This window comes from Saccharolobus shibatae B12, assembly GCF_019175345.1.
Classification (GTDB): Archaea; Thermoproteota; Thermoprotei_A; order Sulfolobales; family Sulfolobaceae; genus Saccharolobus; species Saccharolobus shibatae.
Genome location: NZ_CP077717.1, coordinates 127,417 through 149,563, shown reverse-complemented (window position 1 = coordinate 149,563; position 22,147 = coordinate 127,417). Strand labels below are relative to the sequence as shown.

The 22,147-nt window shown below is 34.2% G+C and carries 21 protein-coding genes, 1 tRNA gene and 1 rRNA gene; 7 read left to right on the top strand and 16 right to left on the bottom strand.

Translation table 11 applies throughout. The annotated features are described in order from the left end of the window. Positions 1 to 4: 4 nt before the first annotated feature. The gene (gene dnaG / locus J5U23_RS01115; RefSeq protein WP_218260998.1) at positions 5 to 1,213 is read left to right on the top strand and encodes a DNA primase DnaG; all 1,209 of its coding nucleotides are present in this window, start codon (positions 5 to 7) and stop codon (positions 1,211 to 1,213) included. Here dnaG and J5U23_RS01110 read toward each other — a convergent pair. Both J5U23_RS01110 and rimI read right to left on the bottom strand, forming a co-directional pair. Then, a complete protein-coding gene (locus J5U23_RS01110) occupies positions 1,200 to 3,491 on the bottom strand; it encodes a DNA-directed DNA polymerase (protein ID WP_218266659.1) in 2,292 nt (763 codons plus the stop codon). The genes dnaG and J5U23_RS01110 overlap by 14 nt on opposite strands. Before the next feature lie 51 nt (positions 3,492 to 3,542). Next, positions 3,543 to 3,998, bottom strand: coding sequence for a ribosomal protein S18-alanine N-acetyltransferase (gene rimI, locus J5U23_RS01105; protein ID WP_218259068.1), 456 nt, complete (start codon positions 3,996 to 3,998; stop codon positions 3,543 to 3,545). An 18-nt stretch (positions 3,999 to 4,016) separates the two neighbouring features. Here rimI and J5U23_RS01100 point away from each other — a divergent pair, with 18 nt between their 5' ends. Then, entirely contained in the window at positions 4,017 to 5,051 is a 1,035-nt protein-coding gene (locus J5U23_RS01100) for an mRNA surveillance protein pelota (protein WP_218266658.1), read from the top strand. Here the strand turns inward: J5U23_RS01100 and J5U23_RS01095 are convergent. Genes J5U23_RS01095 through J5U23_RS01085 form a run of 3 tightly spaced genes read right to left on the bottom strand, consistent with a single transcriptional unit; the run spans position 5,022 to position 7,249 of the window. Beyond that, entirely contained in the window at positions 5,022 to 6,074 is a 1,053-nt protein-coding gene (locus J5U23_RS01095; protein ID WP_218266657.1) for a radical SAM protein, read from the bottom strand. The genes J5U23_RS01100 and J5U23_RS01095 overlap by 30 nt on opposite strands. Then, positions 6,022 to 6,600: a DUF1122 family protein gene (locus tag J5U23_RS01090; RefSeq protein WP_218259065.1), complete on the bottom strand. Its 579-nt coding sequence runs from the start codon at positions 6,598 to 6,600 to the stop codon at positions 6,022 to 6,024. Before J5U23_RS01090 ends, J5U23_RS01095 begins: the two co-directional genes overlap by 53 nt. Further along, on the bottom strand, positions 6,593 to 7,249 hold the full coding sequence (locus tag J5U23_RS01085; RefSeq protein WP_218259064.1) for a nucleotidyltransferase domain-containing protein: 657 nt from the start codon (positions 7,247 to 7,249) through the stop codon (positions 6,593 to 6,595). Before J5U23_RS01085 ends, J5U23_RS01090 begins: the two co-directional genes overlap by 8 nt. Between J5U23_RS01085 and J5U23_RS01080 the strand changes: the two genes are divergently transcribed. Continuing rightward, complete coding sequence (locus J5U23_RS01080; protein WP_218266656.1) at positions 7,223 to 8,377, top strand: site-2 protease family protein; 1,155 nt, start codon at positions 7,223 to 7,225, stop codon at positions 8,375 to 8,377. The genes J5U23_RS01085 and J5U23_RS01080 overlap by 27 nt on opposite strands. On the opposite strand, the gene lysS is transcribed toward J5U23_RS01080, so the two are convergent. From lysS to map, 10 genes are all read right to left on the bottom strand, one after another. Continuing rightward, entirely contained in the window at positions 8,358 to 9,836 is a 1,479-nt protein-coding gene (lysS, locus tag J5U23_RS01075) for a lysine--tRNA ligase (protein ID WP_218266655.1), read from the bottom strand. The two genes, J5U23_RS01080 and lysS, sit on opposite strands and share 20 nt — an antisense overlap. A gap of 57 nt (positions 9,837 to 9,893) precedes the next feature. After that, positions 9,894 to 10,032: transfer RNA gene (locus J5U23_RS01070), tRNA-Trp, on the bottom strand. A 63-nt stretch (positions 10,033 to 10,095) separates the two neighbouring features. Continuing rightward, complete coding sequence (gene rpl7ae, locus J5U23_RS01065; RefSeq protein ID WP_012711999.1) at positions 10,096 to 10,479, bottom strand: 50S ribosomal protein L7Ae; 384 nt, start codon at positions 10,477 to 10,479, stop codon at positions 10,096 to 10,098. Between the two features lie 255 nt (positions 10,480 to 10,734). Continuing rightward, positions 10,735 to 12,462: a glutamate--tRNA ligase gene (locus tag J5U23_RS01060; protein WP_218266654.1), complete on the bottom strand. Its 1,728-nt coding sequence runs from the start codon at positions 12,460 to 12,462 to the stop codon at positions 10,735 to 10,737. Continuing rightward, positions 12,449 to 13,135 (bottom strand): phosphoglycolate phosphatase, encoded by a 687-nt coding sequence (locus tag J5U23_RS01055; RefSeq protein WP_218266653.1) that lies wholly within the window; start codon positions 13,133 to 13,135, stop codon positions 12,449 to 12,451. The genes J5U23_RS01060 and J5U23_RS01055 overlap by 14 nt, the downstream gene beginning before the upstream one ends. Further along, a complete protein-coding gene (locus J5U23_RS01050) occupies positions 13,132 to 14,331 on the bottom strand; it encodes an HD domain-containing protein (RefSeq protein ID WP_218266652.1) in 1,200 nt (399 codons plus the stop codon). Before J5U23_RS01050 ends, J5U23_RS01055 begins: the two co-directional genes overlap by 4 nt. Before the next feature lie 40 nt (positions 14,332 to 14,371). Then, positions 14,372 to 14,490, bottom strand: a 5S ribosomal RNA gene (rrf, locus tag J5U23_RS01045). A 33-nt stretch (positions 14,491 to 14,523) separates the two neighbouring features. Continuing rightward, positions 14,524 to 14,718 carry a hypothetical protein gene (locus J5U23_RS01040; protein ID WP_218259049.1) on the bottom strand — a complete coding sequence of 65 codons (195 nt, stop codon included), beginning with the start codon at positions 14,716 to 14,718 and terminating at the stop codon, positions 14,524 to 14,526. Beyond that, positions 14,719 to 15,849 carry a DUF1512 domain-containing protein gene (locus tag J5U23_RS01035; protein WP_218259048.1) on the bottom strand — a complete coding sequence of 377 codons (1,131 nt, stop codon included), beginning with the start codon at positions 15,847 to 15,849 and terminating at the stop codon, positions 14,719 to 14,721. A 43-nt stretch (positions 15,850 to 15,892) separates the two neighbouring features. Further along, positions 15,893 to 16,798 (bottom strand): type II methionyl aminopeptidase, encoded by a 906-nt coding sequence (map, locus tag J5U23_RS01030; RefSeq protein ID WP_218266651.1) that lies wholly within the window; start codon positions 16,796 to 16,798, stop codon positions 15,893 to 15,895. 53 nt (positions 16,799 to 16,851) lie between these two features. On the opposite strand from map, the gene J5U23_RS01025 reads away from it, so the two are divergent. The 4 genes from J5U23_RS01025 to J5U23_RS01010 are packed head-to-tail and all read left to right on the top strand — an operon-like array spanning position 16,852 to position 21,360. Continuing rightward, entirely contained in the window at positions 16,852 to 17,535 is a 684-nt protein-coding gene (locus J5U23_RS01025) for a metal-dependent hydrolase (RefSeq protein ID WP_218266650.1), read from the top strand. Positions 17,536 to 17,540: 5 nt separating this feature from the next. Continuing rightward, positions 17,541 to 18,938, top strand: a complete 1,398-nt coding sequence (gene pheS / locus J5U23_RS01020) for a phenylalanine--tRNA ligase subunit alpha (RefSeq protein WP_218266649.1) — start codon at positions 17,541 to 17,543, stop codon at positions 18,936 to 18,938. Between the two features lie 5 nt (positions 18,939 to 18,943). Further along, positions 18,944 to 20,581: a phenylalanine--tRNA ligase subunit beta gene (gene pheT, locus J5U23_RS01015; protein ID WP_218266648.1), complete on the top strand. Its 1,638-nt coding sequence runs from the start codon at positions 18,944 to 18,946 to the stop codon at positions 20,579 to 20,581. Between the two features lie 8 nt (positions 20,582 to 20,589). Continuing rightward, on the top strand, positions 20,590 to 21,360 hold the full coding sequence (locus tag J5U23_RS01010; protein ID WP_218266647.1) for an alpha/beta fold hydrolase: 771 nt from the start codon (positions 20,590 to 20,592) through the stop codon (positions 21,358 to 21,360). Here the strand turns inward: J5U23_RS01010 and J5U23_RS01005 are convergent. Next, on the bottom strand, positions 21,341 to 22,132 hold the full coding sequence (locus J5U23_RS01005) for a nicotinamide mononucleotide deamidase-related protein (protein ID WP_218266646.1): 792 nt from the start codon (positions 22,130 to 22,132) through the stop codon (positions 21,341 to 21,343). The two genes, J5U23_RS01010 and J5U23_RS01005, sit on opposite strands and share 20 nt — an antisense overlap. Between the last annotated feature and the right edge of the window lie 15 nt (positions 22,133 to 22,147).

Below are 22,147 nucleotides of genomic sequence, written 5' to 3'. Positions count from 1 at the left end.
CCAAATGAAATATGATATAAAGTTAAGATTTGAAGTAGAAGGTATTGTCGAAAAAACTGATGTAATAGGCGCAATATTTGGTCAAACTGAAAACTTATTTGGAGACGAATTTGACCTAAGAGAGTTACAAGATAAAGGAAGATTAGGAAGAATTATCGTAGAGATTAAAACTAAAGGAGGGAAAAGCGAAGGGGAAATAATAATACCATCTAACTTAGACAGGATTGAGACCGCGTTAATTGCTGCAATGGTTGAAAGCGTAGACAAGGTAGGACCATATAATTCAAAATTTGAACTGATAGAAATAGAAGACATTAGGGCCGAAAAACTTAAAAAAATCATAGAAAGAGCAAAGGGAATCTTATCAAGCTGGAGTAAAGAGAAATCACTAGATATAAAGGAAGTAATAAACGAGATAAGCAGTGCAGTAAAGGTAGGCGAAATAACAGAGTATGGACCAGAAAGATTACCCGCTGGTCCAGATGTGGATAAGGATCCTAATTTAATTATAGTAGAGGGAAGAGCTGATGTAATAAACTTACTAAGATATGGTTATAAAAACGTAATAGCTGTAGAAGGGGCAACATCAAGGATACCAGAAACAGTAGTTAGCTTATCCAAGATGAAGAAGACAGTAATAGCGTTTTTAGATGGAGATCATGGTGGAGATCTAATACTCAAAGAATTATTGAGTAATAATGTAAAGATAGATTTTGTAGCAAGAGCACCAGTAGGGAGAGAAGTAGAAGAGTTAACAGGGAAGGAGATCGCAAAAGCACTATCTAATATGATGCCATTAACTCAATATCTAAAGAAGATTCAGGAGGCAGAACAAGCGATAGCTAAAAATGTGATTGCAAAAGAAGAAAAACCAATACAACCTGAAGCTACACAACAGCTAGTGCAGATAACTTTACCACAGAATGTTTTAGAAGAGATCAAAAAACTTCCTGGTACTTTAGAGGGTGTTCTCTACGATAATAATTGGAATTTAATTGAGAAAGTTCAAGTGCGAGATATAATACCTAAGCTAGAGGCTTACGAAGATAATAAAGTAGCATATATAGTATTTGATGGAGTTATAACTCAAAGACTACTAGATCTAGCCTCTCAAAAGAATATTAAGATGATAATAGGAGCTAGAATAGGTGGAATAAACAAGAGACCACAAAACGTCGATATATTAACATTTACCGACATTATTTCTTCTTAGAAGCCCCGAACATATCTAGTATATCAGTTATATTAGTTTTTTTCAAACTCTCTTCACTTACTCCTAAAGGTGTGAGTACCTTTAGAGATTCTCTGAGTAGTTGATCAACGTAATATTCTATATCTATTCTGTTTTTCTCCTTGACAAAGAAGAAAGGTTCTGCACGATCATGGACACTACCATGACCCTTTACTATAAGATAACCAATTCTTGAATCTTTAGATATTAAATAACCAGATTGAATAGCCTTTCTTGCAGCAACTACAAAAGGTAGTTGTTTATCGTACTCACTAAAATCTTTTTCTATGTGAACCCAAGTTATTAATTCCCCAATATCAAATTCCCCTCTCCTCAACTTGATTACAGCAGACTTAACTAACTTTACTGCTTTCTTAACATCTTTACTAATTAATATTTCTTCTACAACTTTTCTTTTTACATTCCTAACCAATTCACAAAGATCCCTATCCTCTTTACCTATTCTTGCAATATCTATCTTATCTCCTTCTAATAACCCTGCATACCTATCATTACCTAAGATTAATAATGATCTGTAGATCTTCCTTACCTTAAGGTTAAGATCGTATAGGCTATTTATCTTAAATATCAATTCATTCAGCTTATCTCCAGATCCTCCTTTCACAAATACTAAAAAGTCATTAGCTAAAATCACTTCGAAACCTGAGTTTTTAATTAGATCTATAACCAACTTACCTATTTCATAACTTAACTCGTCTACCGCACTTGCAATCTCTCTTGAGTACCATCTTGAATTTATCCAATGAATATAATCATAAAATGATGACATTAATTCTTCAATTACCTTTGATTTTCTAGTATCTTGAATATTACTTAATTCTTCCAGAAATGTTTTATAAAGACCTGACGGTTCTTTCTTAAATTTGTAATTAGAGATTGTGGACACATAACAATCATCGCACTGCCCTTTGACTAGAGTATCTGGACTTATATTGAATTTCCTTATTACTGATAGATAAACTGATGATATATCAAGAACATAAACATCGCTATAGATACCAATTTTTGGTTCAATAACGGTCTTCTTTATTTTTGAAGAACGATTAGGATTATCCATTCGAATTGGGATTAATTCCTCAGATTTTGCAGCGGTCCTTATTAGTGAAGCCTCGATCCTATTTCCCCAACTAGCTACTGATAATTTATCTAAAGGTAGACCAATTATCTTAACCAGTTCACTATAAGGCGATAATAGAAAGTTGCCTAATAGATAAATGGATTTAGCATTTTCTAAACTATATTGTTTGACTAGATCTCTATTCTTCTCGTCATCCCAATATCTTGAAATTTCATACCAATTTAAGGAGTCACGTTTAGGAGATATACCTAAATAATTCGCTACTTCAATCAAATCTATATGACCAGTTAATCTCTCATTCATTAACAGACCAACTAAATCTACGTTAAGTCTTCCTGAAATCGAGTAGTGCCCATAGGTACCCTGACTTACTTCAGAACCTATCTTCCTTCCTATATCTATTTTCACTCCTAACGAGTTGGCTCTTTCTGTAATATACTTCCAATGAAAAACGTCTACGTCAAAGACATATATTATATCGGGGTCATAATTCAATATGTAGTCAACGAATTTCCTTATAATTTTAAGATCATCCATGCTTTCGTCTAAACTAAACTGCATACTACCTTCCTTGCTCCACAAGCTCAAAACTACTATTGGATCTTTTCTAGGGTTCAAGGATCCATATTTACTATAGATCTGAAAATCGATCCCAATAGCCCTTAATTCTGGTATCTTACCCTCATAGTGTGAAAGAATTTTATCTAAAATATATACTTTTTTTGCACGAAAACCCTCCAGCTTTACCTCACTTACTTCAGCCTTAAACCAAGTAAATGGTCTTAGATCGAAATCGATTGAATATCTCATAGTAAACCTTATGTCCGCATCGAAAATACTTTTTATACCATTTATCCTACTGATCTTTTCTCTGCACCTCTTAATTTGAGTAGGTGTGAAAGTTTGAACAAGTAGAGCATCTACAACATTACCTAAGTATTTCCTTTTAACTTTAGTAATTAGGAGAACCTCACAATTCTTTCTTATGTTTTCAATTATTTCATCCCCATTACCCTCGTATACGACGTAAAAATATGGTTTAAAATTTCTCTCTACGACTACGCAACTGTTTCCTTCATCATCAATGCTCCAAATGTAAATTAGTGGAATGTTATCTTTGATTTCATAAGAGAAGTCTAATATAAAGAAATCCTTAATCATATATTACTAACCAAATGACTGGCTTTTTAATTTATTCAAAGTTTCTAACAATTAATCTAAAAATTTATAGTATAAATTCTTTATCATCACAAACGCGTGCTTACCTCTTCCATAATAATTCCTACGCATATACATTATAAGATAACCGTTTTCTCGATAAAAGGAAATTGCTGGTAAGTTATTAATATTGACTTCTAAATATGAGTATTTCGCTCCATTCAACTTGAATCTTTCCTCAATCTCACTCAGAAGTTTGGTTCCAATACCCTTCTTTCTGTATGCGGGTTCTACAGCTATTGAAACGATGTGCCCTCTATAGCCATATTGAATTATGCCTATTATATACCCTATTATTTTCTCTCCTTCTTTTGCAACCAAGTAAAGTTTATTTGCAAGAAACAAATATGCCCTTAATAACGAATAGGGATACGGATCGTCAAAGCTTTCTGTCTCTATCTCGAATATCTGACCTAAATCTGCCTCTGTTGCATCAGTTATAATTACCATGCTATGAAACTATAATTTGTGAGAATATTAGAATTTGATGAGAAACGCCAAGCAGTCAAACTACATATAGAGTCAGAGGACGATTTGTGGATTTTACATTTAATTCTAGAAAAAGACGATAAAGTAGTTGCTAAAACTACCCGAGACATAGGATTGGGAAAGGAGAGTAGAAGAATACCAATGACCATTGTCCTTAAAGTAGATTATACAGAGTTTCAAGAGTTCACAAATAGATTACGAATTCATGGAATAATAGAAGATGCTCCTGAAAGATTTGGAATAAGAGGAGCTCATCATACTGTTAATTTAGATATAGGAGATGAGATTATCATTATAAAACAACAATGGAATAAGTATGCGTTAGATAAACTTAAGAAGCAAGCTGATAAGAGAAGCAAGATAATAATTGCATTGGTAGATTTTGATGAGTATTTGATTGCAATACCATTTGAGCAAGGGATAAAGATACTCTCGGAGAAATCATTAAGATCATTAAATGAGGAAGAAGGAATAATAGAGCAAAATGCGTTGGAGGTTGCAACGGAGCTTGCAGAGTATGTGAAACAATACAATCCAGATGCTATACTACTAGCTGGGCCTGGATTCTTTAAAGAGGAAGTAGCTAAAAAAGTAAATAATATTTTAAAAAATAAGAAGGTTTATATTGATAGCGTATCATCGGCCACTAGGACTGGTCTTCATGAAATATTGAAGAGAGATATAATAGACAAGATAATGTCAGATTATGAGATTGCAATAGGAGCTAAGAAAATGGAAAAGGCTATGGAACTTTTGGCTAAACAACCAGAACTAGTGACCTATGGCTTGGAACAAGTAAAGAATGCTGTCGAAATGGGTGCTGTAGAAACAGTTTTACTGATCGAAGACCTATTATCTTCAAACGATCAAGAAAGGCTAGCAATTGAAAGAATTCTTGAGGATATAGAAAATAAAAGGGGGGAGATAATATTAGTGCCTAAAGAATCGCCAATCTATTTTGAATTAAAGAATCTTACTGGTATATTAGCTATTCTTAGATTTAGAATAAATTAGCTTCTCTCCTACTCTTAATCTTCGTGAATCAGGGTGCTCCTCAACTATATAAATTTCGTCTATTAAATCAGTGTACTCATTTAATAGATCTTTGATAATACCTGGCGAAACAGAGTATTCATTTGAACCATTAAACTCTCCAAAATTCTCCAAAGAGGGAATCTTATGGTTGGTCTTAACTATTGCTCTTACAATTGTGGCCTCATTAGTATACTCCTCATAGGGTTTTGAATTATATTTGATTATTCTAAAAAATCTAGTTCTAGTTTCCACCAGATCTTTATAAACAGAACTACAATAATGGACAGTAATCTTTTTGTCTTCTTCAAATTTTTTTAGAACATCTAAGGCAGTATCAAAACTACCTTCTACTCCCGTTATTCCATGTTTAGCATGAAGACCTTTACTGTTTAGATTCAAATAGTTTCTAGCATTTAGCTCTAGCTCATTTAAATTTACAAACTTAACATTATTTTCCTCAGCCCATTTAACTAATCTGACAATTTTATCCCCCTCGTTCGGAATAGCTGGTAATTCTAAACCTACATCAATATCGTACTTTAAAGCTATCTTTACTGCATTTAGATATAGCTCTTTTACTGGGTGAAAACGTATCTCATCCAGTCCTGCACTAACCAGCTCCTTCATTACATCGTCGTTAACATAACGTCCAGTAGTGTAAAGATGAATATGAAAATCCGAACTGAATTCATTCTTTAGCTTGTCAATAATCTCAATTACTCTACCTATTTCAAGAATAGGATCACCACCAGTTATTCCCGCACCTAGAGCTTTCATCCTATATGCCTCATATATGACGTCCATAGCGTCTTTTACTTCAGTCTCATTTGCAAATATCCTATTTTTTCCAAATCTGTCATCACTTACGGGGCAATAATAGCAGTTGTCATCGCATTCGCCAGTGATAAAGAGGACTAATTTACCTCCTAATCTACAGAGTTCACATCCTTTAGGTAATTTTCCAGTGTATAGTCCTATCTCCGGATTTCCTATAATGGTCAATTAACTCATCTATCCTTTTAATGATATTCACGTTTTTAATTTCTTCTCTTATTACCTCTAACTGTCTGACTCCCTCATAACCATTAAGGGGCTTATTTGACTGTAGCTTAGGAAAACCCTCGTTACCGCCCTCCGGAAAATACCAATCTTTAAACCAAGTGAAGCCTGCTAATAATAATGATGAACCTAGAGGAGTCTCAGCAGGATGAGTACCCTTATATAGCATCTCACGGGTTTCATTATCCCTAATGTAGGTTACAAATAGTTTTCCTCCTGGAGAGAGGAAGTTATATATAACCTTGAAAAAATTTTCCTCTAGATTTTCATTTCTTAGGATAGGATAGTAATCTATCTCTAACCAAGGAGTATAGTAACCCCTGCCGCTAAAGTAATTACATTTACCTATTTGTCTACCATCGCTTAATACAAGATTAAATGACACAAGTTCCTTTATATGAGTATTTTTCAAATCTCTTACTTCTAACTTATAATATAAACTAAGACTTACTCCATTAAGCTCAGACATCTACCATCCTCTTGAAAAATTTGTTAGACTTATACATCTTGTTAAATGCGTCATAAATACTTTCGTTACCGCTTAAATCGTATCTCAAAAAAATGCCAGTATGTCCTCGCTCCATTCTCTTAGCCAATAACCTTTTTCTCTCCATTATAGTATCTAGTGAAATCTTAAGAAGTTTTGAAGCGTAATCCTCATTTCCTTCCAATGGAATTTCCATATGACCGTTTTCAGTTGGGATTATTAACATCAGTTTCTTATTAACGCCAGGGACTCTTCTATTTTCTAGAAGATCCTTTAAATCTACTAGACCGCCAAATGAATAAAACTCAATCTCATTTCTCCTTAATCTGCCCAATGGAAAGGAAATAACTATAGTTTCTTCTTCATCTATTGATAAATATGCCTTAGGCACGGAATTTGGTGTAGCTTGAACGATATACTTATGATTCACATTAAGCGTATCCAATACGATTTGATTAGGGTTAAATACTATAACATCTACGTCGCTTTTCTCATTCACATCACCACGAGCAACAGAACCATAAACATAACCTTCCATCCCATATTGTTTCAAGAGTGAAAGGATTTCAATGGCTATCTTTCTCTTGTCATTTAAGATTTTCCAATGACGCTCCGTATACTCTATTTGCACATCTTTTTAATTTCTAAATACATTATTAGATTTGTGGATCAAATATACTTAGCTGTAACGATATTCTTATCCTTTTGGCTAATTATCTATGTTTTTAGAAGAAAACTAGAGAAATATAACCTAACAGTTTATCCATTTTTTATACTATGGAGGAAAAAAGCCAGGGAATATTGGTTTCCTAGATTTTCCAGATCAAAAGGTTATAGAGTTTATGAAAAAATTGCCCTACCTTTAGGTTTTTTACTTATGATAGCTGGAATTTCAACAATATTATATGTAATAATAGAAATGCTGACCATCAAACCCAATCAAACTCCGACAATAGCGCTAAAACCAATAATTCCAGGTTTAACGATAAGTATTTCCCAGTTACCCTACATATTACTAGCTATAGGAGTTTCAGTAGCTATACACGAGATTTTTCACGCATTGTCCGCCACATCAAATAATGTAAAGGTAAAAAATGGAGGAGTTCTATTACTTGGAATATTTCCTGGAGCATTTGTAGAACCAGACGAAGATGATTTTAATAAATCCACAACTGATGCAAAACTTAAAATAATTGCTGCTGGAATAGTGATTAATTTAGTTTTAGCACTAATAGCACTTCCGTTTTCCTTTGAACTTCCATATTTACCTTCAGAACTGTCTCAAGGAATAATGATAGAGGGAATAATTAATAACTCTCCGGCTGCTAATGCGTCAATTCATGCCGGTGATGTGATATGCTATATAAATGGTTATCATGTAACGACATTATCCCAGCTTCATGAACTTCTTTATAAATACAATACCGTCTTTATAACTCTTAAACATCCTAATGGTACTTTGAGTAATGTAACTGTTAACGTACCTGATCACCTTTTGGGAGTATATGTAACGTACTATATTCCAGATTATTTGATTGCAATTTTAACTTTCTTTACATGGCTATTTATAGTGAATTTCAGCTTAGCTGTATTTAATGCTGCACCCCTTATAATAACGGATGGAGGAAAACTCTTCACTGAATTATTAAAGAGAGTACTGGGAGAAAGTAACGGCGAAAAAATTTCATATTATTTACAGTCACTATTCCTCTTGATCTTTATATTTGCGATATTTCTCTCTAATCGTCCTCTAGGATAACCTTACTACTTATCATGGGGAAAGGAATAACTTCTTTGATGCTATAACTATTTGTCACTAACATAACTATTCTATCTATACCAATACCTAAACCTCCAGTAGGTGGCATTCCATAACTTAAGGCCCTTACAAAATCCTTATCGTAAGGATGAGCCTCCTCATCTCCTCTTCTAAACATCTCTTGTTCTTCTCTAAATAGTTTATCTTGTAATATAGGGTCATTCAGTTCCGTGTACGCATTTGCGATCTCCATGCCTGCTATGAACATCTCGAATCTTTCTACTAGTCCAAGTTTATTCCTATGTGGTTTACAAAGGGGTGTAGTCTCTATTGGGTAATCAGTTATAAAGGTTGGGTTGGTTAAAGTGGGTGTAACTAGTTTATCGAATAATTTCTCTATCATTAGCCCTCTAACATACTGATTTCCTCTAGGAATTAGATTATATTTTTTCATTAGCTCCTTAAGTTCATCATCACTCATATTTTCAACGTTCTTACCTAAAATTTCAGATAAAGAATCATACATACTGATTCTCTTGAAGGGAGCTTCAAAGTCTATTTCATATTTTCCATATACTACCTTAGTACTATTTGTAACCTTTTTGATCACACTTTTAAGTAGATCTTCAGTTAAATTCATTATATCATTGTAGTCAGCGTATGCCCAATAGAGCTCTAAGAGAGTAAACTCGGGGTTATGAGTTACATCAATATCTTCGTTTCTAAAGACCTTTCCTATTTCGAAAACTTTGTTAAATCCACCTATTACATACCTTTTTAAGTACAATTCTAACGCTATTCTTAAGTACCAATCTTCGTTTAAGTAATTTACATGTGTTTTAAACGGTTTTGCTAATGCCCCACCATATACTGGTTGAACAATAGGCGTTTCAACTTCAATAAAGCCTTTAGAATAGAGAAACTCTCTAATTTCTCTTATGATCATATATCTTATTTCCATAGCCTTCCTAGCATTATCATTATAGAGGAAATCCACATATCTATGCGCATATCTAAATTCTGGGGAAAGTTTAGACCAATCTGGAGGTTCTATAAGGGCTTTCGATAATAATTGGTAATCCTTTACGAGTAGGCTTAATTCTCCCTTCATGGTATAAAATAAATCACCTCTTACACCTATTATATCCCCTCTACCAACGTATGTGAAGAATCTGTCATATTTCTCTTTAAGCTCATCAACCCTCATATATATTTGTAATTTCTCACCTTCATCAAATATATCTACAAATGATGCTTTTCCATGCCTTCTGATATTAGCTACACGCCCTGCTGTAGATATATTAAACATAAATGGCTCATGGGATTTGTTACCTTGTGATGATGCAAGAAGCTTAATATCTTTGATCAAATGTGTTATTTCGTATTTATGAGGATATGGCTCAATGCCATTTTTTCTTAATTCTTCAACAATTTTTATTCTCCTTTCGTCCCAGTTCATCAACAATTAGATAACTTGGCAAAAATTAAAGTCTGTCTTCTTTTTCGTTTAGATGTATGGGCCCGGCGGGACTCGAACCCGCGACCACTGGGTCTCTCCTCTCCAGATACACTTCATCCCCATAAAGGGTCTTTAGACCCAATGTCTAGCATTAATATCTGGAGCCCAGCACTCTACCTGGCTAAGCTACGGGCCCATAACTAATTATTAGATAGGACTAAAAACAAAATAAGTTTAGTGGTAAAAAATATTGTTGGATTTAACTTGAAGTTTTACCTTTAATTTCGTTTACTCTCTTAACTATTTCGTCAACTAAATCCTTAGCCTCGCCAGGCTCTAAGATAGCAGCAGATGCTGTAGCCACTTGCAACCCACAAGCTTCACCTAAAGCTTTTTTAGAGGAAACGTATACATAAGGTATCTTTTTCTCATCGCATAGCAATGGTAAGTGTGCAACTATTTCCTCTGGTTGTACATCTTCAGCAATAACTACTAATTTAGCTTGTCCCCTTTCTACTGCTTTTGTTGTCTCATTTGTACCTTTCTTTATTTTTCCACTTTCCTTAGCTTTTCTTACTGCCTCTAATACCTTATCTGCTAGATCTTGCGGTACTTCAAACTTAACATAACTAGCTTTTGACATCGCGTTCATCCTCCTCTAGTTTCGTCACGCAAGTCTTTAAAAGTATTAGCAAAAAATAAAGTTTACTATAGAATAAGGCAAAAGCTTAGCCCTTTTAGGTGAAGATAAGTGCCATCCAGGTTTTTGGAGTCTTTAAATATAAATTTATATATTTATATGTGAGAGTTTTTGTTCTATGTTCCTCTTATGTGTCACTTAAATGATAGGTATACATTAAATCGATAATAAAAATCTCCTTGGATTACATGGAGGAGATTAATTGTGTGAAAAGATTACAAAGACCATATTACCGTCCTTCTTGTCCACTCTTACAAATCCAAATCTATAAAATTGCACAATTTCGTTTATCTCCAAATCCTTTACAATTCTTTCTGCATAACCATTTATTATTTTTATATCATCTCTTTCCGCTTTTTCTACTATTACTGGAACTTTTTCGTCCGATTTTACCCATTGAACTATTCTTGCATTGACTTTCTTAGCCTCATCTAACGTCTTACTGTGAAAAACAAGCTTACGATTACGCTTATCAACTCTGACATTACACAACTCCATTAACCTCAATACGCTTCCATCTTCTGCATCGATAGATTCTATCAAAATTTTATCACCAGAATTAACAATGATAGTTCTATCCACTTCCTGTTGTTTAGAAGGAATTAAGGGTATCTTAGCTTTCAACGTTTGAGGTAGCTCAATGGCAAACTCTTCGCCATCTTTTATGAACATTATTCTTTTAGCTACTGGATCTAATTTTTTCCTATTAATCGCAGCAATATTTTCGAAACTTATAGTGGCATCAGTTACCTTTACTCCAACATCAATTATCACGTCTTTAATAGTATCTGGTAAGATTCCCCTTCTTCTGAGTCCAGCCAAAGTTGGTAGCCTAGGATCATCCCTATTGGCACCCTTCTCTAACATTCCTCTTATTTTCGACTTACTCATCATAAAACCCTCAAGTTTTAGTCTCCCAAACTGTAAGACTTCTGGAAATTCCCATCCCATATACTCAGAAATGTACCTCTGTTTTTCCGTATTCGACATATGTTCTTTAGCTCTTAATACATGAGTAACACCAAGTTCATGATCATCTATTACAGAAGCGAAGTTATAGGTAGGCCATACATAATACTTACTCCCTACTCGTGGATGAGGATTTTTAGTAGTATCAATTATCCTAAGCATTACCCAGTCTATTTGAGAGGGATCCGGATCCATTAAATTGGTCTTTAACCTAACCACAGCTTCTCCCTCTTTGAACATTCCTTCTAGCATTTTTTCAAAAAGTTCTAGGTTACTCTCTGGTGAAGAGCTTCTATGTAGACATTCTGGCTCCCTCATCTTGCCTCTACTGTCTCTAAACTTCTTGAAAGTACTAGAATCACATGTATCAACATAAGCGTGTCCCTTTTCTATCAGATAACGAGCATACTTGTAGTATACCTCAAGTCTCTCTGAAGCGTAAAGCTCTTGTTCCCATTTAATCCCCAACCATTTTAGATCCTCCTTAATCCAATCATATGCGTCTAGAATTGGTCTTTTAACCTTAGGATCTGTATCATCAAACCTCAGTATGAATTTACCGTTATACATCTTGGCGTATTCGTAAGATAAGATAGCAGCTCTGGCATTTCCTAAATGAAGAGGGCCGTCTGGATTAGGTGCGAATCTAGTTACCACTTGTCCTTTAACGTTAGGAAGGGGTGGTAATATTTTCTTTTTTTCTTCGTGCTTCTTCTCTTCTAATAACTCAGGATACTTAGTTTCAATTTCAGCTATTTGTTGTTCCAAGGTTAGTGAATTAACTTGATCTATAATCTCCTTGACAATTTTTACTATTTCTTTTGCATTAGATCTTAATTCCGGCCTCTCCGCTATGATCTTACTTATCACCGGGCCCGCTTCAGCTTTACCATTATGCTTTACCGCGTTTTGAAGAGCGTATTTATATATAATTTCCCGTAGTTCACTTGATGACATCAAGCTCCCCTTTTAGTAATTTATCCACAAATTCCCTTACACCTTTTCCGCTTTTATTACTTGTTATATAATCAGCTATATCTTTCAGTTCATCATCCGCATTTCCTACTGCTACTTTGAATCCTACTTGTTGAAACAATTCTATATCAGTTGACGAATCACCGATAGCTGCTACATCTTCTTTCTTTAAACCTTGTAATTGAAGCAACTTTTCCACTCCTACACTTTTCCCTGCTGGATTATATGCAATATGAACAGCATATCCACTACTTTTAATATACAGATTCTTTTCTTTAGCCCAATTTATCATTTCATCAGTTAATTTTGCGGGAACGAAGCCAAAATCACATTCCCTATACTCATTTTGCCATGTATCCCTTAACTTAAATAGAGATTTAAATTCAATTACTAGATTCTTATCCATTTGTTTACATAACCTATATTTTTCCTTGTAAAATACTATACATCCGTTTTCTGCGACAATTCCACCATCTAAATAAAGATATGTGTAAAGCCCTCTAAGGATTGGGTAAGAATTTCCGCTAACTAAACCTACTTTAATCCCTTTTTCCTGCAAGAGCCTTATTGCGTAAATTGCATCTAGGTCAATTCTCGTAGAATCCCTATCTTCGGTTAACGTTCCATCTAAATCCATTAAAACTAATTTTATCATGGAACGACATCTCTAGCTCTCTTGGCGTATTCATGATCTACATAAATTCTTCTAATAGTTAAAGTCTCTGGTATATGATTAATTAACGTGGATTTATACTTAATTATATTAATCTCATTATTATTCGAAATTATATTTATTTTATCCTTACTGAGTATTTTTATTTTTTCCTCAATGGGATATATTGAAGTCCTAGGAATTTGATTTCTCTCTAATCGGTCAACTAGCTCCTTAATCTCAATATCTCCTCCTTTCGTTTCGTTATTATAGGAGACCTCTTCATAAACTACCTTAGGACCTCTTCTATCCAAGAAATTCCTTATTTTGTCTTTTAAATAAAGGGGAGAGTTAGAGGAATAGAGATATGTGTAAAGGATCATGAAGACCCATTCATCATCCCAATAGGATATTGAGGAATCATAGACAAGATCTCTTAAATTATCAACGCTTAAAATTGACGAATCACAGCAATCATGAATAGTTCTAAAAATTTCTCTCAGCATTAACTCATAACCTATTATCGTCTTATGATAATATACAGCTTGATACATGTGAAGCCTGGATATGAAAAAGTTCTCTAAACTGTATATGCCTTTATCCTGGACAATAATTTCGTTATTATTCCCATAAAAGATAGTATCTAGAAGTCTATATAAATCAATATTGCCTAGTTGCACTCCTGTGTGTCTCGAATCTCTAACTAGATAATCCATCCTATCAACATCTACGTCACTGTTTATAATTGATGAAATCATAGAATTTCCATTTAAAATATCTAGAATCTTATTGTAGTCAATTGACTCTTTATCAAAAAAATCCCTAAAGTAAGGGGACTTGGAAATTATCATATATCTTAAATCCTTATTTGATAATCCTTTTTCTAGATATAGAGGCTCGAGACTATGACTAAAAGGAAATTGACCTATATCGTGGAGTAATGCAGAGTACTTTAGATAGGTTGACTCTTCATCAGTTATTATTCCTAATTGTTTGAATTTCTCACCTAAAATTGTAGTAAGATAAAAGGTACCTAATGAGTGGCTAAATCTAGTGTGAGTAGCACCAGGATATACCAAGTATGCTAAGCTTGTCTGTTTTATTCTCCTTAGGCGCTGAAACTCAGGCATATCTATTATCTTGGCTTCTCTATCATCAAGTTTAATATAGGCATAAATCTCATCATATACTTTCTTCATTCAACTCAGAGTAATCTTAAAATCAGAGAAATATAAAAGCCCATCCCAGCTTAGTGGGGCTGCGGATCCTCACGGTATCCACGGCCCCACCAACGTGAGCGGCTTAACTTCCGGGTTCGAAATGAGTCCGGGTGTTGCCCGCTCACTGTGGCCGGGTGGGCAAAATTAAGTACTCATAACACATATAAAAAATTAACTACCCTTCTTTTCCTCAGGCACCACTGCGTATATACCTACTATATATAAGTTACGTCCATCCTTTGGACAAGTGCCAACTACTTTAAGAACATAATCTCCATCTTGGAAAGGTCTCTCCGTTTCATAGTCTCCATTAACGCACTTAATCACAGTGTAAACGTTTACAGTTTGTTGTTGATTAGAGGACATTTATTGAGCCACCCCTGCAGTATTCCCTACTCCTACTACTACTACTATATCTCCAGGTTTAGTTCTTTCTAGAATTATCTTCTTTACTAATTCTAATGCCTTAGGTGCAGCCTGATAGATTTCCTTCCTCATCTCAGTAATTGCCTCCTCCATGCTCATCTTCACTATTACCGCATCTATCGGTATGTTGTACTTTACAGCAACTCTCTCTATGCTTATCTTTTCTGGGCCTGGATCACCCATTGCAACCCCGGTACCTTCAGCTATGGCCCCAGTATTTTCGCCTTCTAATTTCAACGCAGCGTCTATTGTTATAATTCTTGTAACTTTACCTTTATATTCTTCTACGGCATTCTCTACTGCTTCCCCAGGCCTTCCTACTGTAGCCATAGGACCCTCAGCCTTTATTACGACCAATCTTCTACCTTCAAATTCCACCTCTCCTGCTACGGTATCTCTGCTAGGATTCCATTTTTTATCAGCATTCATAAATAGATAAGCCGCCACCAAGGGACCTAATGAATCACCTACTGGTATTCCTCTTATGAAAGTATTCATTGCCTTTGAGTATGCTTCAGATATCTTGACAAGTTGTGGAACAACAAATTGTAATTGATAAAGAAGAACCACACTATTTAGCTTTTTAGCTAAGATTAAGTAATGCCTCACTACTTTGTATATTAGATTCAACGAATTTACTACTTCTGCAGAAACTTCCAATTTACTCCTATTAACGCTGTCTATATTTGGAACCATAAGGGTTATAAGATCTCTTATCTTATCCTCTCCACTTCTAAGCAATAGCCTCATTCTACTTATTATATCCGTTGGCTCTACGTTTACTGGATCTATTATAAACATTTCAGATACTCTTTCAATAAATGGTTTTGGATCTTGAACACCTCTTTCTTTTAATAACTGTTCCATTTTACTCTTGGACTCATTCAAGTATCTTTCAATCATACTTAGTTGACCCTCTATACCTCTAGCTAACATCGATACAGTCAGCCTTGTATTAACACCAGGCAAATATAGTAGAAATAATAAAACAAAGAATAGTACATATGTTAGAACGTAGTAAAGAGAACTTGCTTGATTTAAAGATGTCTGTGCTAAAGCAATTAAACTCATTTTTATCGTTAACCTTTACTCATTCGAATTAATTAAACTTTTTTCAAAGAGACTTTGTAGACACTATAATTGAATTGCCCTTAACTATAACGGTATGCTCGAACTGGGAAACAACGCCTTTTTTAATCTCAAGTAGGATAGGATATCCTCTTAATGCACCTTTTTTAATTAAATTTTTTATATTATTTCTTAATTCGTCGATATTGGTAGAAAATTCCTTAAGCCATCTCTCTGAAAATGGCAGATAATTAAAATGTGTATATATATAATCTAGCAGTTCACTCTCTCTCGCAGAAAGACCTTTTACATTGGGATTTTTTAAGGAATATATTGTAACATCCTTCCCCTCTACTACCTCACCACCCCCATCAGTAGCGAACGGTTCTATCGCGTAAACAGAATCAGATTGTATAGCGCCTAATCCCCTTTCATAAACATTGGGTATAAAGACGCCAGCATGAAGTTCATAGCGCCTTATAAGATGACCTCCCAAGTTCCTTATCGGCTTATATCCTTGAGCTCTTATCATTTTTTCAATAACTCTACCTATCTCGCCTACGCTTAATCCAGCCCTAAAATTAGCAATTGCAGCTTCAAGAGCGGTTTTAGAGGCATCTAACAACCTTTGATACTTAGCGTCTAAACTAATGGTAGTAGCGGTATCACTAATATAACCATCAATATGAGCTCCCAAATCTAACTTAACTACTGCACCTTCCGGAATTCTCTTTTCATCATTTATAACTGGACTATAATGAGCTGCTTCTGAATTAATGGATATATTACATGGAAATGATGGAAATGCCTTATTTTCGAGTATTATACTCTCAACCTCTTCACAAATATCTAAAACCTTGGCATTGGCCTTAACGTTTAAGGAAACTTCCTCTCTAGCCTTAGCTGCAATTTTTCCTGCTAATAAGAGCTTGTTAAGTTCATCCTCAGTCATGAATGTAGTTTTCGGGGTATAAGCTTTATTTTTTTCTCATAAAAATCTTTTGTATGGCACAGTTAAGATGGTTAGGCCATGCAGTAACTTTGTTAACATTTGGAAATAAGAATGTAATAATAGACCCGATGATAAAGGATAACCCATTAAGCCCGGTAAAAATAGACTATTTTAAAAATAACTTGGACATTATAATCGTAACTCATGACCACTACGATCACTTAGGAGATACAGTAGAATTACTAAGAATGAATCCTAAAGCAAAACTCTACGCAACTTACGATTTGGAAGCTTACTTGGCAGAGACCTATAAAATATCCGAGGAAAGTATTATCCCAGCTAATGTAGGGGGATTTGTAGAAGTGGATGGAATAAAGCTTGCATTGACCAAAGCTGTACATTCAAGTACACATAGTGATCCAACTGGTGTAATAGTATCTGCTGAAGGATTTACCATATACCATGCAGGAGATACTGGATTATTTGAGGATATGAAATTAATTGGAGAGGTATTTAAGCCTGATTACGCACTATTGCCAATAGGTGGAAGGTTTACAATGGATCCCTATCAAGCATCAATAAGCGTTGAGTTTATTAAGCCTAAAAAAGGCGCTATACCGATACACTACAATACTTGGGATCTAATAAAAGTTGACGTAAATGACTTTGTTAAACTAGTTAAAAACAAAGGATATAATCCCATAGTGTTACAACCTGGTCAAACTATAACGTTGTGATATCGATGTTAAGTGAGAACGAAGCTAAGATATTGTTTTTTTTAAAAGATCTTAAAAGAACAAATTCTATAGAAATTTCAACAAAAATAGGTATTCCAGAAAGTTCGGTCCTAAGTTTAATTGAGTTACTAAGAGAAAAGGGTTATGTAAAAACGGAGATAATATCTGAAAAATATTATGTATTAACTGAAGAGGGAAGGAAAAGAAAGGAAAGCGGACTGCCCGAAGACATTTTAATAAATTCATTGAATGGACAAGAAAAAGATCTAAACGAGATAAAAAATACTCTTGATGAGGACTTTAATATTGCAATTAGTTGGGCAAAGAGAAAGGGATTAATAGAGATAAAAGAAGGAAAAGTAATACCTAAAGTAAAAACTTATACATCACCCGAATATCTTGCTCTATCAAATCTTGAAAAAGCTGATATTAATACAATAAATTTGCTTAAAAAAAGGGGGCTTATAGAAGAAAAGGAAAGGAAAATTGTAAACGTGGAGTTAGTAAAAGAACCTAAGGAGTCAGAGATCGGGATTTCAAATCTTACTAGAGAAATGATAGTTAGTGGTGAATGGAAAAAGTATAAACTTAGAAAGTATAATGTAGAAGCATTTCCCCCCTATTATACTATTAGTAAAAAACATTATTTTAGAGAATTCCTAGAAAAAGTCAAGGATATTATGATTAGCTTAGGATTTAAAGAGATTAATACAGGATATATTGAAATGGAATTTTATAATTTTGACCTTCTATTTCAACCTCAAGATCATCCAGCCAGGGAAATTCACGATAGCTTTTCAGTAGAGGGTTTGGGAAATATAGAGGATAAAGAGCTGCTAAGTAATGTAAAGGAAATTCACGAGAAATTCTGGAAGTACGAATGGAAACAAGATATTACGCTAAGGTTAATGTTAAGAAGTCAAACTACAGCGACAACTGCAAGAGTCCTAGCCTCAAGACCAAAGGCACCTCAAAAAGTGTTCACTTTAGGTAAAGTCTTCAGACCAGATGCAATAGATGCAACTCATTTGATAGAATTTCACCAATTAGATGGTGTAATTATAGATGATAATTTCACGTTTAGGGAGCTATTAGGTGTTCTAAAGGAAATATTTTATAGGTTAGGAATTAAAGAAATCAAGTTTAAACCAGCATACTTCCCATTTACGGAACCTAGCGTAGAAGCCTATGGATATCTGGAAAAATTGGGTTGGGTGGAGATGTGTGGAGCTGGACTGTTAAGACCAGAAATACTAAGTTCGGTTAGAATAGATAGCATAGCTGGAGCCTGGGGCATAGGAATTGAAAGGCTCGCTATGAGCTTTCTGAACATTAGCGATATTAGATTACTTTATTCGAATAATATAGAATATATAAGGGATATGAAAGTGAAAATAGAGTGATATAAATGGTAACTATAGTATTAAATAAATATAAATTACTAGATAAAATACATATTGGCCAGCAGAAACTAGAGGATCTATTGTTTAACTTAAAATCAGAAGTAAAACCAATCGATGAAAATAATATTGAAATTGAAATAAACGCTGACCGATTGGATCTGCTCTCCTCTGATGGGATAGCTAGAGCAATCAAGGGTTTATTAGAAAAAGAGTTGGGCGAAGCAAAATATAATGTTACAGATACAGAATATACTCTGATTGTCGATAATGTTAGAACTAGACCTTATGCATTAGCTGCTGTAGTCTATAATGCTAAGATAGACCTTGAAGAATTGATACAGTTTCAAGAAAAACTTCATGGTACTATAGGAAGAAAGAGAAAAAAGGTAGCAATAGGTATACATGATCTAAGGAAAGTAGATTCAAAGACGATAGAATATAAGGAAGTTCCTCTTTCCTATAAATTTGTCCCATTATATGGAAATAAAGAGCTCACAATCAGTGAGATTTTGGAGAAGACTGAGCAAGGAAAACTTTATGGAAATATCTCAATAGCTAATGGAGTATCACCTGCAATAGTTCAAGACGATGGAGAAGTATTAAGTATACCTCCAATAATTAACTCTAATAAAACCAGACTAAATGAAAACACAAAAGATTTCTTTATAGATGTTACAGGAACTTCGTTTGAAGCCGTTGCACAAACTCTAGATATAATAGTTTCAAATCTAGCAGAAGCTGGAGGAACTATAGGAAGAGTAAAAGTACTAAAATCTACTAATTCTTCACAATTATCTTCACCCTTGCTTTTACATAGGATTCAGAATGTTAGAGAGGAATATGTAAAAAAAATTTTAGGAATTAAAACCAGTAAGGAAGAGATATGTAAACATGTAATGAGAATGAGAATGAATTGTGACATAGAAAACGGGGCCATAAGAGTAACTGTACCTCAATATAGGGTAGATATTCTGAACGAAATTGACGTTGTAGAAGATATTGCGATAAGTATTGGCTATAATAACCTAGAACCTTCTAAGTATATTTCAACAAATTATGGCTCTTATGATTACATGACACTGCTTGAAAGGAAAATAAGAGAACTAGGCATCGGAGCAGGATTTGTAGAGATATCTAACTTTGTGTTAATTAAAGATGAAAAGCTATTCAGTAATAAATATGTAAAAATTCTCAATCCTATTACTGAGGAATATAATGCAGTAAGGGATTCACTAATTCCAGGATTATTAGATTTCCTATCTAAAAATCAACATGCGAAATTCCCCATTAGAGTTTTTGAGACTGGAGATGTAGTAGTTTATGACTCTTCCACAGATACTGGATTCAGGAATGATAAAAGGGCTGCGTATGCAATAATGAATAATAAGGTGAGTTATGAGGAGATACAAGCTCCAATCCACTATATTCTAAAATCCTTAGGCTTGGAAGTAAATTATAAGGAAGAAAATAATAATATTTTCATTGAGGGGCGCTCAGCGTCAATATTTTACGAAAACGAGAAAATGGGAGTGATAGGTGAAGTTAACCCTGACGTATTAATAAGATTCGGTATTGAATATCCTGCAGTAATTGCTGAATTATATATTTCAGAAATAGGTAAAAGACTTATAAATCAAAGATAATAGACGAGGTGATATTAATTCCATTTATAATATCGAATAGTGTTCGTCTATATTATGAAGTAAGAGGAAATGGAAAACCAATTGTGCTAATCCACCATTTAGCAGGTAATTATAAGAGCTGGAAATTTGTAATTCCAAAGTTGACATTAGATAGCACTGTAGTTGTATATGATTTAAGAGGACATGGTAGATCTTCAACTCCCAATTCACCTTATAATATCGAAGAGCATTCCAGTGATTTAAGAGGTTTATTGGTCCAACTAGGTATGGAAAAACCAGTATTAGTTGGACACTCAATAGGTTCTTTAATTGCAATAGATTACGTTTTAAAATATCCAGTAGAGAAATTAATATTAGTTGGAGCTCTGTACAAAGCACCATCGCCAGAAGTTTATGAGAAGTATGTAAGAATAGCGGTGAATTTCGGATTAAGAGCCTTAGCGGAATACAGAAGATTGCATAAAGAGTTTGCGGAGACATTAGTCAGTAACTATCACGCATGGAATTCTCTTCTAGAAGTATATGAGGAAACAACGCCAATAGGTTATAAAAACGCAGTAGAAGGGTTATTGAAAGCAAAAGATTATTCAGACGAACTCAGGGAAATAAACGTTAATACCCTTTTGGTGTATGGGACTTATGACGGATTAATAACAAATATGAACGTATTTAAGAACAACATGAAAAATGTGGAAACAAAAACTATAGAAGGCTATGGTCACTTTCTTAATTTCGAGAATCCGTCATTATTGTCGGATATCATAAAGAATTTCTTATAATTCCATTTAATTTCTTTATGGCATCTAGTAATTCATACTTAACTTTTTCTATTTTTACTTTAATTTCCTCCTCCCTTCCGCTCCCCGCTATTTGTATTTCTAATATAGGGCGTGACAACTCATAACTTTTTGGATGTGTTTTTATATAAATATCATACTTTTTCACAAGTTCCTTAACATATGGTGCCAAAGCAGATTCCATCACGTTCTCAACGTATATGAAGTCCTCTAGATATTTCAAATTGGGCCTATTTCTTAGCATTTTGTTTATAAAATTCTCTAATACGTTTTCCATTTCTCTAGGTACACCCGGTGTTGCTAATATATCAATGTTATTATAATAAATATATATCCCAGGTGCTATTCCCTCATTATTTTCGACGGCCATAGCACCATATGGCAAATAAGCCATTTTCTTTCTCTCTTCAGTGAGGGGAATATTTCTCTTGGTATACTTTTCTAAAATCATATCAAAGGCTGTTTTATTTAACTCCAAATTAACCCCCAACGCTTTTGCTAACCCTTCTGCTGTCTTATCATCCCACGTAGGCCCAAGACCACCAGAAGATACTATGACTTTCGGCTTTCTATCTATTGCCTCTCTAAAAGCTGATACAATTTCATCTATATCATCCATAACTACAGTTATTCTTCTCACAGTGAATCCCAATGATGTAAGTCTACGGCCGATATGGGAAGCATTAGTATTTACAGTCTTTCCACTTAATACCTCATTACCTATAGTTACAATTTCCGCGAACCAATAATCCATAAAAATATTAACTAT